The organism is Tsukamurella sp. DT100 (assembly GCF_049844855.1).
In the GTDB taxonomy this organism is placed as follows: domain Bacteria; phylum Actinomycetota; class Actinomycetes; order Mycobacteriales; family Mycobacteriaceae; genus Tsukamurella.
Genome location: NZ_JBNCLV010000022.1, coordinates 1 through 11,880, shown reverse-complemented (window position 1 = coordinate 11,880; position 11,880 = coordinate 1). Strand labels below are relative to the sequence as shown.

The window sequence follows — 11,880 nt, the reverse complement described above, 5'->3', positions numbered from 1 at the left end:
GCGCCCGCACCACCGGTCCCGCCCGCAGCGTCCGCGCCGTTCGTCACCGCACCCGCACGCCCCAACACACCCGCCCCCCCCCCCATCGGCCCCCCCCCCCCCCCCCCCCGCGGCGCCCCCCCCCCCCCACCACCGTCCCCGTTCCCTCCCCGCCGGCGACCCGGCCACCCACTTCAGGAGCTCCTCATGGTCGACAACCATTCCCAGTACGGCGGGGCGCAGAACCCCGTCGCCTACACACGCACGCTCGACGAGGGCGCGTCCCAATACCCCTCGGATCTCTACCCGGACGAGCCCACCGTGCACGTCCCTCACGATCCGCCTCGCCCGTACGTCGACGAGCGTCCGATCCCGCTCGACGTGGGCCGCTTCGCCGCCGGCGTGGCGGGTACCGCGGTGGTTGGAGTCGGGCTCGCGCTGCTGCTGACGTTCCTACTCAACGAGCTGTACCAGTCGGTCGGCGCCCCCTGGGCGACGCACCCACGCGACTACGTTGCCGTGCTCATCGGAGTCCTTGCGCTGACCGTGGTGAGCGCGGCGACGTTCCTACTGCTCGTCTGGCAGGTTGACACCCCGACGCTGATCTACGCGTGGCTCGCCGGCCTGGTCTCCGCCGCGGGCCTGCTCGTGCCGTGGCTCACCGGCGGCCCGTCGTGGGCGGGCTTCCTCGTCGGCCTGGCCTACGCCGTGGTGACAATGACCGTCACGGGTCTGATCAAGGCCCTGGGCGCGAAGGGCCTGCAGCTGGCGGCTCAGCACATCGACTCGAGCCCGGTCCCGCTCAACGTGGGCCGCTTCGCCGCAGGCATGGGCGCGACCGCCCTGGTCGGCGCCGGAGTCGCCGTGCTGCTGAGCTTCCTGCTCAACCAGCTCTACACGTCGGTGGGCGCCCCGTGGGCGCTCGCTCCACGCGAGTACACCTCGGGCATCGTCCTGGCGGTGGCGCTGACCGTGGCCAGCGCGACGACCTTCCTGCTGCTGGCGTGGTTGGTCGATACCCCGACCCTGATCTACGCGTGGCTCGCCGGCCTCGTCGCCGCCGCGGGCCTGCTCGTGCCGTGGCTCACCGGCGGCCCGTCGTGGTCCGGCTTCCTCGTCGGCCTGGCCTACGCCGTCGTCGCACTCACCGTGACCGGCCTGACCAAAGCGCTCGGCAACCAGGCCCTACGCAACCAGTCCTTCCAGCAGCGCGCGGTGATCTGACATGAACCAGGACCAGCACGTCGTCGTCTACAACCTGCCTGCCAGCGTCGCCTTCCGCGAGACGCCTGCAGCGGCAGTGCTCGGGGACTTGATCGACGACACGGAGATCGAGTTGATGCAGCTCGAGCACGCGATGGACGCGCAGGGCATCACGACGGTGTCCGGAGAGCCGATGGGTCGGTTTGCGGAGGTAGTCGCGCTCGCCGATATAGCAGATCGGGCGGGCGGCAAGGAATCGTGGATGCACCTGCACCGCGAGGACCCGGAGTTCGCCCGGCGTTCTCGCCGGGCGATCGTCGACGCAGGTGTTCGGGGGCCGGCTCAGCAGGACAGCCCGCTGCGCGGTCTCCTGGCAGAGGTCATCGACGAGCTCGACAAGCACACGGGCGGCCAGAGCGCGGCCGAGGCGCAGGAGACTCTCCGGCGCGTGCACGTGGCGCTGCTGCGGGCGCAGGTGTCCGAATACCTCGGCACCGGGGAAGTCGTGCACGTCCCGTCGACGAGCGAAGGCAGGGCGATCGCGGCCAACCGCGCGTTCGACGAGCTGTACGCCGTGTCCCACGCCGCCGAGATCGCGACGGCGTTCGCCCAGACCGTGGAGGAGTTGGACGCCCTCGGCGTTCCGTACCGGGTAGAGGACCTCCGCGACGCCGATCCGACCGTCAGCGCGCACTACGACAGCACAGGGCGAACGAACACGCCCATCGTGGTCGCCGCGAACGGTACCTGGTGGCCTGGATTCAAGCCGGACGAGATCGCCGCGGTGGCGGAGCAATATCGCGCCGAGAGCGGGCGCCAGACCGGGCATGTCATCGCGAGGGACGGTGAGCACGTCAGTCAGGAGGATGCACTCGGCTACATCCAAGACGACGAGTACGCCCATCTCCTCGACGACCCGCGGGAGAACGGCCTTGAGGGTGCACTGTTCACCGGGATCGACGCTGCGGGCAGTGGAGCGATATTCCGTGGCCACTACCGCGGTGCTCGGTTCGTCGACTGCAACGGGCTGGTGTTCCGGCACGCGGACCTCACCGGGGCCACGTTCACGAACTGCACGATCGCGGCGGCGGACGATGTGGACTTCACGGCCGCGCGCCTCACCGGCACCCGGTTCGCAGAGGGCCACCATGTGGGCGTCACGTTCCGCGATGCCCTCCTGCAGGACGTGAGCATGGAGAAGACGCGCCTGGTGTCGGTGAACTTCAGCGAGGCGACGCTGCGGAACGTGGATATGAAGGGCGCGAAGGTGCGCGGCGACTACAGCCTCGAAGGTGCACGGGTCAGTGATTGCGATCTGCGGTATGCCGTGTTCTCCCCTGCCCTGAACAACACCGCCCTCGCCGACGTGCGGTGGGAACGGACCAATGTCGACGGCGCGTGGTTTCGTGACGCGATGTTCGTCGAGAACGGCTTTCGTGACATGGACCTGGGCCGGGCGGACATCGCGTCAGCGTCCTTCGACGGCAGCAGGTTCACCGCGGTCGACCTCGCCGACGATGCAGCCGTGCTCAACTCCGCCGGGGTGGTCTTCAACGACTCGCCCGGCGGGCGCCCGCACCCGGCCACCCGAGCCCAGGCCATGACCGTGGAGGTGTACGACAGCCTCGACCCACGTGAGCCGCCGGCATACGAATTCACCGTGCCCGGACACGACGTCGAGCAGGCCATCGCCGCGGCGCGAGCCCGGCTCGGCGCCGAGGCAACCGTCGGCACGCTCGCCGCGGACGAGATCGGTGGTGCGATCGCGCCCGTCGAAGACCGCGACGGCGTGCACGGCCGCGTGGTCGTCACGCGCGCCGAGGAAAGTCCGCGGGAGGTTGCCCATCCCATCGTCGAGCGCGATGCCGGGGCATCACTGTCACGGTGCTTCGCGGGTGGCCTGTCCACGCCGCCGACCCGCGCGACTTCTGCGGTGCCAGCGGCGGCGAACTCCGCATCAGGCTCTGTTCGGGAGGCGGAGTCCGACCGCGGTCGATAGACCCGGATGTAGCGAAGAGGCGCCGAACCTAACGGTTCGGCGCCTCTTCTATTTGCTCTCGTCCACGAGGGTCGGACGCGTCCGCGTCGTCCGGTGGTGTTCACGCAGTACGCACACCCCGATCGCCGCGGCGCCGAGGACGAGGAGGCCCGTGGTCGCCGTGAGAAGCGCGACCGACTCGATGCGGCGCAGCACGTCAACGTAGACCACGTTGTACGTCACGTGCGCCAGAACCAGCCCGCCGAGGGATCGCCACCGAAGGTAGAGCAGACAGGCCGCACCGCCCCAGACCGCGGCGGCGATCGCAGCGTCTGCACCTTGGTAGAGATGGATACCGACTCGGCCGACCATTGAGACGATCACGATCGCCGGCACCGCGTACGTGAGGAACCTCGCCGCGATCGCGGCGGAGCCGTACTGCGTGAGGAACAGCGCCACCAACGAGGCACCCAGCAAGGGGAGCACGACGAACACCGGCTCCTCGAAGGGACCTCCGTAGATCGCGAGCTGGAAGACCTCCGCAGTGCGCACCGGCCCGGTGCTGAGCGGCGTATCCGACAGCGCGGGCACGGTCGACGGAGCATGCTCGCGCAGGAACGGCGCGAGGATATAGCTCCGTGCGAAGACCGCCACAGTGGACATGACGGCGAGGTACACCACGGCGGTGCGCCAGAGCCGGGGCCACGACCTTCTCCAGGCGATCGGTGACGGGCAGCGATCGGCCGGCGGTGCCGGCATCGTGATCGTCACGATGATCCCTGCGGCCAGGCTCCCCGTCCCCATCACCGTGACGAACGCGAGATTCGACCAGTCGATCCCCATGGACGGCGACCACCCCGCAGGACTCGCGCCGCTCCACACGTAGAGGGTGTATGCGTCGCACACGAACGAGAGCATGAGCAGAGTCGCGACGCCACCCAGAACCCACCCGACAGCACGCCACCGCGGCGCGTTGATCTCAGTGATCATCGCTGCGGACCGCGGTCGTCACGGTCGCGTGGCGCGACAGTCCAGTTCTGCCGCGGTCCGTGTGGGCGTGCAGCGGTTCCGCGGCGCGGTTCCGGCTGAGCCGGGCCTGCGCGCTTCGGAGTGACAGTGGGCTTCGCGGCGCCTGGGATCGCCCGTGCCGCGGTGAGCTGAGCCACTGCGCCGTCCACGCCGCCGATCGCTTCCGCGGCGCTCTGGTAGCGGCTGAGCATGGTCTCGGCATGCGTGCGTGCTGCCGCCGCGCGTGCCGCGTCGACGCCCGCGCTCCGTGCCTCCGCGATCGCGCGGGACATGTCGGAGAGCTGCTTCATCAGCAGTGCGAACATCATGTTCGTGTTGCCGCGCTGAGCGGCCATGCCCATGAGCATGGTGGCGTGCGCGGTCGACGCGCGGCGCTTGACGGCGATCGGGTCGACGGTGCGCGGGATCATCGCTCCCGAGCAAGCGCCCAGGGCGCGTGAAGCCTGCGCGAGCTGCTTGTCGCCGCCGCCGTTAAGGGATAGCTGCGCGAGCATCCCCGCGGTGGTCCGCGCGGCGTCCGCCCATCCCTGATGGTCATCCGGAGCCAGGCGCGCGATGTGCGCGCTGAACTCGTCGAGTGCCCTCTTCGCCTCGAGGAGCTGCGGCGCCGTCATCTGCGGGCCCCGCTCAGCCTTGCGCGAGCTCCAAGCGTCCAGCGCGGCCTGCTCGGACTTCGGTGTCGACGCCCAGCCGTTGCGCAGCTGCACCAGCGACAGGTCCTTGGCGAGTTTGCTCCCGCCGTACCAGAGCGGGGCCGACTTGCCGTCGCGCGTGGTGGCCTTGCCGGTCACGTTCTCGTCGATCGAGCCAGGGCGAAGCGCCACGCTGTAGCCGATCACCTGGTCGCGCCCTCCCTTGGCGTACCGGGGGCGCACGAGCACTCCGTTGCGCCGCAGCGTGGTTACGAAGGCCTTCTCGTCGGACGAGGCGGTCGCGGCAGCGCGGACCCGGCGCGCGAGCTCCTGACGTTCGGTCAGATCCGCGCCCGCCTTCTCCGCGCGGTGTGCCTCGGCCTTGTTCTGGCCGCGTTCGGTGAGCTTGTTGGCGCGGCCCTCGGTGATGCGCAGACCGAACTCGCGCTCGAGGTCCGCGCACACGCGCTGGGCCCGGGTCCAGTCGCCCTCCTTCGCTCCGGTCTCTGGGTTCACCGGGTACAGGTCCACCACGCTGCCGTCGTCGCGCACGCGCGACGCAGCGATGTGGATGTGGTCGTTGCCGTTGGTGTTCAGGCCGTGGTGGAAGGCGCCCCACCGGACGGGGGCCGCGGTGGGGTCGTCGAAGCCCATCCGCTTCATGAACTCGGTCGCGACCTTCCCCCAGACCTGGTCGCCGATCTCGCCCTCTTCCGAGTGCAGGGACAGCGAGCAGTGCCAGACGTGGACGTCCTTGGTCGCGTCCGCGGTCGCTGTGCGCTTGTCCTTGCCGTCGGCGAGCAGCGCTTCCTTCTTGTCGCGGTCCACGCGCGTGACCTCGGTCCCGAAGACCACGCGCGCCTCGTCGAGGAAGGAGGCAATGTCGAGTGCGTCCTGGCGGTCGAGCTCGCGGCCCGAGAACATGCCCAGCTCGCTACGCCCTGCGACAAGGTGAGGGTTGGTGTGCTCGTTGGATCGCCCCGGTCCGGCGAGGTACACGATCAAGCCCTGCATCCGCGATCCGCTGACGATTGCCGGCATCATTGGCCGGGCCGCATCGTTCGCGCGGTGGCACTCTGTGCGCGCCATAGCTCCCGCAGTTGGTCGAGCGCGTCGATATGACGCTCGCGCAGTTCGGGGTCCACACCTCCCGCGATGTTCGCCTGGTGTGCGATCTGGTTGATGTTGTTGCCGATCGCCGAGAGCTGTCGCTGCAGCTCGGACGTGGCGGCGAGCATCTCGACCTTGTCCGCGTGGGTGAGCCCGCCGGTCCCCAGGCCCACGGTGCCCGGTTCGAGAACGGCCGCAACAAGGAGCCGCTGGATGGTCATTTGCTGCTGCGCTGCCTTCATCGTCAAGAGTGCGAGCTGCTCGTCGGTGAGGGTGATCTCCTTCGTGTGCGGACGACCACCGGCGGCGTTGCGCTGACGTTTACGCAGACCCATCCCGGCCCCCGATCTCTCGCTCGTCGATCTCTCGCTGCAGATCGCGTTCGACGTCGGCGAGGTCATCCGCCCGGCGTAGACCGCTGGTGGTGGCCTGGGCGTGCAGCGCGACCCCGACTCCCCCTGCCGCGAAGCCGGAACCCAGGATCACCCAGATCCACGAGGTGACCTCTTGAGCCGTGCCGATGTCACCACCCTGCACAAGCACCTCGGTGCCGAACTGCGCGGTGAAGATGCCCGCACCAAAGAAGATCGCGCCGCCTAACAGCTTCGAGAAGAACTCGCGCAGACGTCGCTTCACGCGAACACCGGAGACGAGAGCCCGCTCCACTTCCCGCTCGTAAGCGGGCACCAGTGCCGAACCCGCCCCGAGGTCCGCCTTCGCGGCGGCGAGCCCCTTGCGCGCGAACTCCAACCGTTCGTCGTCGCGCTTGCCTCGCCGGGTGAGTTCGTTGATCGCCGCGCCGGCGCCCGCTGCGAGCGGCGCCGCCAAACCGATCCACTCCCACGCCATCGGCGTCTCCCTCCAGGCCCAGCGCAGCGACCCCGAACGGGGACCACATGGTGCCGACCGTACCCCCGTGGGGTCAGGGAGGCAACGTTTATCCCTGGATAAACCATAGCTTGCTCCGCCTGGGGCGCGCCGCGCAGCGGCCAACCGGCGGAGCACGAGCCTGCGAGTTCGATTGCCGAAGCGGCGCCCGCGCCGCCCGCGCTGGCGCGGAAATTTGAGGCATGAGCAGCGCGAATCCCACTTCCCCGCCCGGAACGGGATCGGACCGGCCCGGCCCCACTCCGGGCCCCGCCTCGCGCCTGCGACCCACTCCGCTCAGGGAGGCTGGTTACGCGGACGAATGCGCTCCTCGGCCTGCGTGCGCGACTTACGCTGGCGACCATGGCGACAACGGGGCATTGACACGCGTCGTAATGACCCGTTGACGAATGCCTGTCGCGTCGATAGGTTCGCCATGTGGGGGCCGCGCGTAGCGGTAGACTGAACCCGCACCAAGACCTCTCGACGCACACGGTGGACTAGTGACCCACCGCGCCGGGCGGAACGACCGCAGAAGTGGATAGCGCAATGAACATGGCACGTAGATTCGAGCTGCCCGCCGGCGACGAGGAAGCCCTCCTCACGCGCGCGCAGATGTTCGTCAAGTTCGATCCCCGGCTCCGTAAGCGAGCCCACCAGCTCCGTCTGGAGTGCGCCGATCAGCGGCAGTGGAACAGATTCGCGGACGACCTTCTCGCGATCTGTACGCCTGGGCGCTTCGGCCCCGACTCGGACACGCGGCGCGCGTATGAGCGAGGCGTGCAAGCCGAGCGGAGGTACACGTACGGTGCGCTGGCACTGGCTTCCGGTGCCGTCATTGTCATGTGGGCGGGCGGGCACGCCGGATGGCGCTGGCCGGTTGCCGGAGTCCTCGTTGGACTCGGCGCGATCGTTATGGTCGTCGCCCACGTGTCGGCTCGCGATGGGAACGCCGGCCTGAGCGTCGAGAGCAACGCCCGCTGGCGATCGAGGGTGCGCGCCGCAGTCGAAGGGACGGCAAGCACCGCGCCAGCGCACCTGCCGGCGGGGTGGTCGACTGCGCCTGATCTCGCGTCCGACGTGGCACATACCTTGGCCGCTCGTCCGCGTCTGCAGACGCGGCAACAGCGATCGACGATTCTTCTGCCGGTACTGGCTAAGGCCTTCCCTGGAACCGGCCTGAACATGACCTACCGCTACCTGTCCCGGCGTGCACACGCGCGGTGCGTAGTTGCTGCCCTCGCGATCGTCACGGTGCTGCTCGTGGGCCTCCAGTTCACGGCGCTCGGCGATCTGCCGGCGCCCGCCATGGTGGCGCTCGTCGGCACCATGGGTGCGGCCATGGCCGCTGCGCTGAGTCCCGTCTTCGAACACTTCTGCATGGCCAGGCTGGCGAGCATTGAGCTGTCTGCCACCGACAGAGCGCGATGGGACAGCCTCGTGCAGGCCGCTACGGAGACGCACGCGGCGTGACCGTATCGCGCGGGGGCCTTAGTGAATCCTTCCGCGCTTCTCCACCTTCGACTTCGACCTTCAAGGACTAGCGCAATGGCACTCTTCGGCACCCTCCTCGGTGAGACGACCACCGTCCGCATCAGCAAACTCCCCCGCAGCAAGAAGGCGCTCCTGAGCGACGACATCGGGCTCTACTTCGCGAGCAAGCGACTGCCCCGCCGAGTCGCGACGAAACTCATCAAGCAGGAGAACGACCCGAATGCGCGTGGCCGGCGCCGCTGGTTGGGTCTACGTCGGGGTCGACCTCTCGACCGGCGCAGCATCGATCGCGCGTGGGGCGTGCTCGCCGCCGACCCCTCCATGCTGCGCGTGCTGGCCAAGCACGAGCCCAACAGCGACCTGACCAAAGCGCTCACCCGGCGTTCGAGTGTGCGCCCGATGCTCGTCGCGATGGTTCTCGTAATCGTCGGCATGGTCGTCATTAAGTTTCTCCCGATGCCGATCTCCGGCCTGCTCGCGCTCGGCGCGCTCGTGGCGGCCTTCGTCGTTGCCACCCGCGCCCAGCGCAACGACATCATCGAACTCGACCCGTCCTCGGCCGCGCAATGGGTACCGCTCGTGCGCACCGTCGCGCACAAGAAGCTAGGCCCATCCACCGGGAGCCGAGGATGATGACCGACATGCAGCCCGAAGCCCACGACGCACCGGACGAACCCGATGCGACCCGCGCCGCGCTCCGCGCGCAACTGCCGGCGTACCTCAGCCCGTCCATCGGCAAGAAGACGACCTTCCGGGACGGCGACGGGAATCTCAGGCCGATCGGCGACTTCGACCGTGAGGAACTCGTCGCCGCGGGATTGAACTACGACTTCACCGACCGCGGTTGGCGCACGCTCGCGAGCCGACCGTTCATCCGCAAGCTCGGCGACAACGATCCCCGGTTCGCGCCACAGGCGTGCACGCCGGCCCAACGCCGCATCGGTTACGTGTGGCGCGTTCTGGCGGTACTGCTCGCGATCGGCACAGTCACGTGCGTCGGCATGTACCTCGTCGGGGGCACCGCTGAACCCGGGGTGTGGCTCATCGCCGCCTTGACTGGAATGGCCCTTACCGGGGCGGCTGGCGCACGCAGCCTGCCCGTCCCGGCGGTCTCCGATGCGTGGATCGACTTCGTTCGCGAGGCGGCTCAAGAGATCCTCCTCGACAAGCTCAGCACGGAGGAGAAGCGCACGCGTCCGCGGGCATCCATCGCCGACGTGCAGGCCGCGTTCGACGGACTCAAGCAGGCCTGGGGCCAGTACCGGCTCAACCGAGCCGAGTACTTCCTGGAGATGCCCGTGCTCCGGGACGGGAACGTGCCCGAGACCCGCGCATACCAAGACGCGATGCTCGCGCTCGAAGATGCGCTGAACGCACTCACCCCCGGCTCCACACAGCAACAGGTCGACGATGCCGCCGCGCTCGCCGAGGCCGCCTGGCATGCCTGGCACACCGCGCGAGACCACGCCGCCGAGGTCAAGATCAGCGACCGCACGCCCACTGAGCGAGCCGCACTGATGCGCCTCGATCGCCTTGTGCAGCGCCTCGCCCACGAGTCGACGCCCGAGAGCGACCGGCCGAAGATCCTCACCGAGATCAAGCGGTGCATCGACCAGATCACCACGGTTCCCGTCAGTTGGGAGACCGTGCGCGCATTCCCCGAACTGGTCGCCCGCGGCCCCCTGCCCGAACTGACCGCAGGACCATCGAAGCAGGCACCTGCAGCGGTCGACGAGGACCGCGATCACTCCTGAACACCTACGGACAGTGCACATGGACCTTTTGACCACCACGCCCGCGCCTCGCTTGAACGACGAGCTGCGGCACATCGTCAACGTGGCGGTGCTCGCCCGCAGTGGAGGTGAGCGCATGCCCGGCTGACGTTCCCCCTGAGATCACACGGGTGGCATCCCGCACAGACAACTCCCCCATCGCCCAACCACTCACAGAAGGACAGCGCATCATGACCGACACACTGACCGGCTACGACCCCGCATCGACCGCGGCGGCGTTGCTGCGCGACGAGAACGAACGCTCGGCGTGCTTCCACAACCTCGCCAACAGCTTCGCCGAGGTGCTCGAGCTGCGCGCCCAGCTCGAGGCGAAGAGCGCGGAGTTCAGTCGCCACCGCGACGAGGCGGGCACGAAGTTCGGCCTCACCGACTCGCAGCTGCGCAGCGCGGGCATTGATCCCAAGCTCGCCGACCCGCCGGCGGCCAAGACTCCCACCCGGGCCCGTCGCGGGCGCCAGCCGCGGCCCGCCGCAGCCAAGCAGTCGTCGGCGACCGCATCCGCCGCCGCGACACCGAGCCCGGATGCGGAGCACCAGCAGCCCGTGCCCGAGGGCCAGGGCGCGTCCCAGTAGAACGAGCGCGACAACAGAAGTGGCCCGGTACCGAGATATCGGTACCGGGCCACTTCCATGTCGCGTCGGTGTCGACGCTGCGCGCCCCTACTGGGTGGCGCTCGCGTAGGCCGTCAGCTCCTCCCGGTAGCGGTTCCAGCCCGGCCGTCCGAGCTCGTCCTCCACATGGATGTTCGTGTACGCCCGCATCGTCGGCAGCGACGCGACGACCTTGCCATCGCCACCGATCGACTCCGTAAGCCACTCGATCGCCTCGTCGACGGCGACGTCGGCCCCCAGGAGGTCGCCGTCGGCGGTGTAGACATCCCACCGGCCCTCCGGCGTGAGCAGGGCATCGCCAGCAGGCCCACGAGCCTCTTCACTGGTCGCGCCGACGAACTCCATCGGTGCGAGCTGCAGCAGCAGCGCGCGGAAGATCGTCGCCGGATCATCGAGCCCTCCCGGCGCGGGAACACTCACTCGCGCGGTTCGGTATCGCACCGTCGCACTGCGGTGCCGCGTCCACTCCAGAAGGCGCAGCCACGTCCCCATTCCCGGCGCGGCCACCAGGTCGGCGTCGAAGACGCCCTGGGAACACGAGAACCGCAGTGTGCCGTCCTCCTGCACCCGGAAGTCCTGGTCGATTGCGCCGAGCCACTCGTCCCAGAGCGAGCTCTCACTGGCATGCCACCGGATCTCCTGCAGGAGCGCTGCGACGATGTGCGGACGCACGTGCGCGACCCAGTCCTGCGGGAAGGGAATGCGCCAGAACCGCTCCTGCAGAGTCGCCTTTCCCGGCGCGGCGCACTGGTCGCACCGGAGCACCGTCTCGGCGCCCGGCTGGTCGACGACCGGCACCGCGTACCACGCGCGCTCCCGTCCGCTCGCCTCGTCGATGTAGGAGATCTCCCGCGTCCGACCGGGCAGGCCGGCGAGCAGCTGGCGAGCCGCGTCGGGGAGGTGCTTCCCACATGCGAACGCGGAGTCGAATCTTATCTCCAGTTGACAGGCTCGGTGAGGGGTTGACCAGCAGAGATGCTGTGGTGGACATGTCCGCCACGAGGCCGTAGTTTGGCCGTGGGACGGCACCCAGTAGTGGGTGCACAACCGAATACGGGGGCTTAGCTCAGTTGGTAGAGCATCGCCTTTGCAAGGCGAGGGTCAGGGGTTCGAATCTTATCTCCAGCTGACAGGCTTGGTAAGGGGTTGACCAGCAGGGATGCTGTGGTGGACATGTCCGTCAC

General features: G+C 68.9%; 11 protein-coding genes. 6 read left to right on the top strand and 5 right to left on the bottom strand.

Going from position 1 to position 11,880, the window contains the following annotated elements; translation table 11 throughout:
* The first annotated feature begins 186 nt into the window (after positions 1 to 186).
* The gene (locus ACLQ3K_RS26280; protein ID WP_426002266.1) at positions 187 to 1,203 is read left to right on the top strand and encodes a hypothetical protein; all 1,017 of its coding nucleotides are present in this window, start codon (positions 187 to 189) and stop codon (positions 1,201 to 1,203) included.
* A gap of 1 nt (position 1,204) precedes the next feature.
* Complete coding sequence (locus ACLQ3K_RS26275) at positions 1,205 to 3,181, top strand: pentapeptide repeat-containing protein (RefSeq protein WP_426002265.1); 1,977 nt, start codon at positions 1,205 to 1,207, stop codon at positions 3,179 to 3,181.
* Between the two features lie 48 nt (positions 3,182 to 3,229).
* Here the strand turns inward: ACLQ3K_RS26275 and ACLQ3K_RS26270 are convergent, their stop codons facing one another.
* The 4 genes from ACLQ3K_RS26270 to ACLQ3K_RS26255 all read right to left on the bottom strand — a co-directional run bounded on the left by ACLQ3K_RS26270 (position 3,230) and on the right by ACLQ3K_RS26255 (position 6,780).
* Positions 3,230 to 4,003 (bottom strand): hypothetical protein, encoded by a 774-nt coding sequence (locus ACLQ3K_RS26270; protein ID WP_426002264.1) that lies wholly within the window; start codon positions 4,001 to 4,003, stop codon positions 3,230 to 3,232.
* 143 nt (positions 4,004 to 4,146) lie between these two features.
* Positions 4,147 to 5,835 carry a relaxase/mobilization nuclease domain-containing protein gene (locus ACLQ3K_RS26265; RefSeq protein ID WP_426002263.1) on the bottom strand — a complete coding sequence of 563 codons (1,689 nt, stop codon included), beginning with the start codon at positions 5,833 to 5,835 and terminating at the stop codon, positions 4,147 to 4,149.
* Positions 5,836 to 5,861: 26 nt separating this feature from the next.
* Complete coding sequence (locus ACLQ3K_RS26260; RefSeq protein ID WP_426002262.1) at positions 5,862 to 6,266, bottom strand: MobC family plasmid mobilization relaxosome protein; 405 nt, start codon at positions 6,264 to 6,266, stop codon at positions 5,862 to 5,864.
* On the bottom strand, positions 6,253 to 6,780 hold the full coding sequence (locus ACLQ3K_RS26255; protein ID WP_426002261.1) for a hypothetical protein: 528 nt from the start codon (positions 6,778 to 6,780) through the stop codon (positions 6,253 to 6,255). Before ACLQ3K_RS26255 ends, ACLQ3K_RS26260 begins: the two co-directional genes overlap by 14 nt.
* A 567-nt stretch (positions 6,781 to 7,347) precedes the next feature.
* Between ACLQ3K_RS26255 and ACLQ3K_RS26250 the strand changes: the two genes are divergently transcribed.
* The 4 genes from ACLQ3K_RS26250 to ACLQ3K_RS26235 all read left to right on the top strand — a co-directional run bounded on the left by ACLQ3K_RS26250 (position 7,348) and on the right by ACLQ3K_RS26235 (position 10,657).
* Entirely contained in the window at positions 7,348 to 8,271 is a 924-nt protein-coding gene (locus ACLQ3K_RS26250; RefSeq protein WP_426002260.1) for a hypothetical protein, read from the top strand.
* A 75-nt stretch (positions 8,272 to 8,346) separates the two neighbouring features.
* Positions 8,347 to 8,925 (top strand): hypothetical protein, encoded by a 579-nt coding sequence (locus tag ACLQ3K_RS26245; RefSeq protein ID WP_426002259.1) that lies wholly within the window; start codon positions 8,347 to 8,349, stop codon positions 8,923 to 8,925.
* Positions 8,925 to 10,046 (top strand): hypothetical protein, encoded by a 1,122-nt coding sequence (locus ACLQ3K_RS26240; RefSeq protein ID WP_426002258.1) that lies wholly within the window; start codon positions 8,925 to 8,927, stop codon positions 10,044 to 10,046. Before ACLQ3K_RS26245 ends, ACLQ3K_RS26240 begins: the two co-directional genes overlap by 1 nt.
* A gap of 209 nt (positions 10,047 to 10,255) precedes the next feature.
* Positions 10,256 to 10,657: a hypothetical protein gene (locus tag ACLQ3K_RS26235; protein ID WP_426002257.1), complete on the top strand. Its 402-nt coding sequence runs from the start codon at positions 10,256 to 10,258 to the stop codon at positions 10,655 to 10,657.
* Positions 10,658 to 10,744: 87 nt separating this feature from the next.
* Here ACLQ3K_RS26235 and ACLQ3K_RS26230 read toward each other — a convergent pair whose 3' ends face one another.
* Positions 10,745 to 11,494 carry a hypothetical protein gene (locus tag ACLQ3K_RS26230; RefSeq protein WP_426002256.1) on the bottom strand — a complete coding sequence of 250 codons (750 nt, stop codon included), beginning with the start codon at positions 11,492 to 11,494 and terminating at the stop codon, positions 10,745 to 10,747.
* Positions 11,495 to 11,880 lie beyond the last annotated feature (386 nt).

Excerpts from the sequence above, each read along its gene's own strand:
- ACLQ3K_RS26280 (WP_426002266.1), top strand. The coding sequence starts at position 187 with ATGGTCGACAACCATTCCCAGTACGGCGGGGCGCAGAACCCCGTCGCC.
- ACLQ3K_RS26275 (WP_426002265.1), top strand. The coding sequence starts at position 1,205 with ATGAACCAGGACCAGCACGTCGTCGTCTACAACCTGCCTGCCAGCGTC.
- ACLQ3K_RS26270 (WP_426002264.1), bottom strand. The coding sequence starts at position 4,003 with ATGGGGATCGACTGGTCGAATCTCGCGTTCGTCACGGTGATGGGGACG.
- ACLQ3K_RS26265 (WP_426002263.1), bottom strand. The coding sequence starts at position 5,835 with ATGCAGGGCTTGATCGTGTACCTCGCCGGACCGGGGCGATCCAACGAG.
- ACLQ3K_RS26260 (WP_426002262.1), bottom strand. The coding sequence starts at position 6,266 with ATGGGTCTGCGTAAACGTCAGCGCAACGCCGCCGGTGGTCGTCCGCAC.
- ACLQ3K_RS26255 (WP_426002261.1), bottom strand. The coding sequence starts at position 6,780 with ATGGCGTGGGAGTGGATCGGTTTGGCGGCGCCGCTCGCAGCGGGCGCC.
- ACLQ3K_RS26250 (WP_426002260.1), top strand. The coding sequence starts at position 7,348 with ATGAACATGGCACGTAGATTCGAGCTGCCCGCCGGCGACGAGGAAGCC.
- ACLQ3K_RS26245 (WP_426002259.1), top strand. The coding sequence starts at position 8,347 with ATGGCACTCTTCGGCACCCTCCTCGGTGAGACGACCACCGTCCGCATC.
- ACLQ3K_RS26240 (WP_426002258.1), top strand. The coding sequence starts at position 8,925 with ATGACCGACATGCAGCCCGAAGCCCACGACGCACCGGACGAACCCGAT.
- ACLQ3K_RS26235 (WP_426002257.1), top strand. The coding sequence starts at position 10,256 with ATGACCGACACACTGACCGGCTACGACCCCGCATCGACCGCGGCGGCG.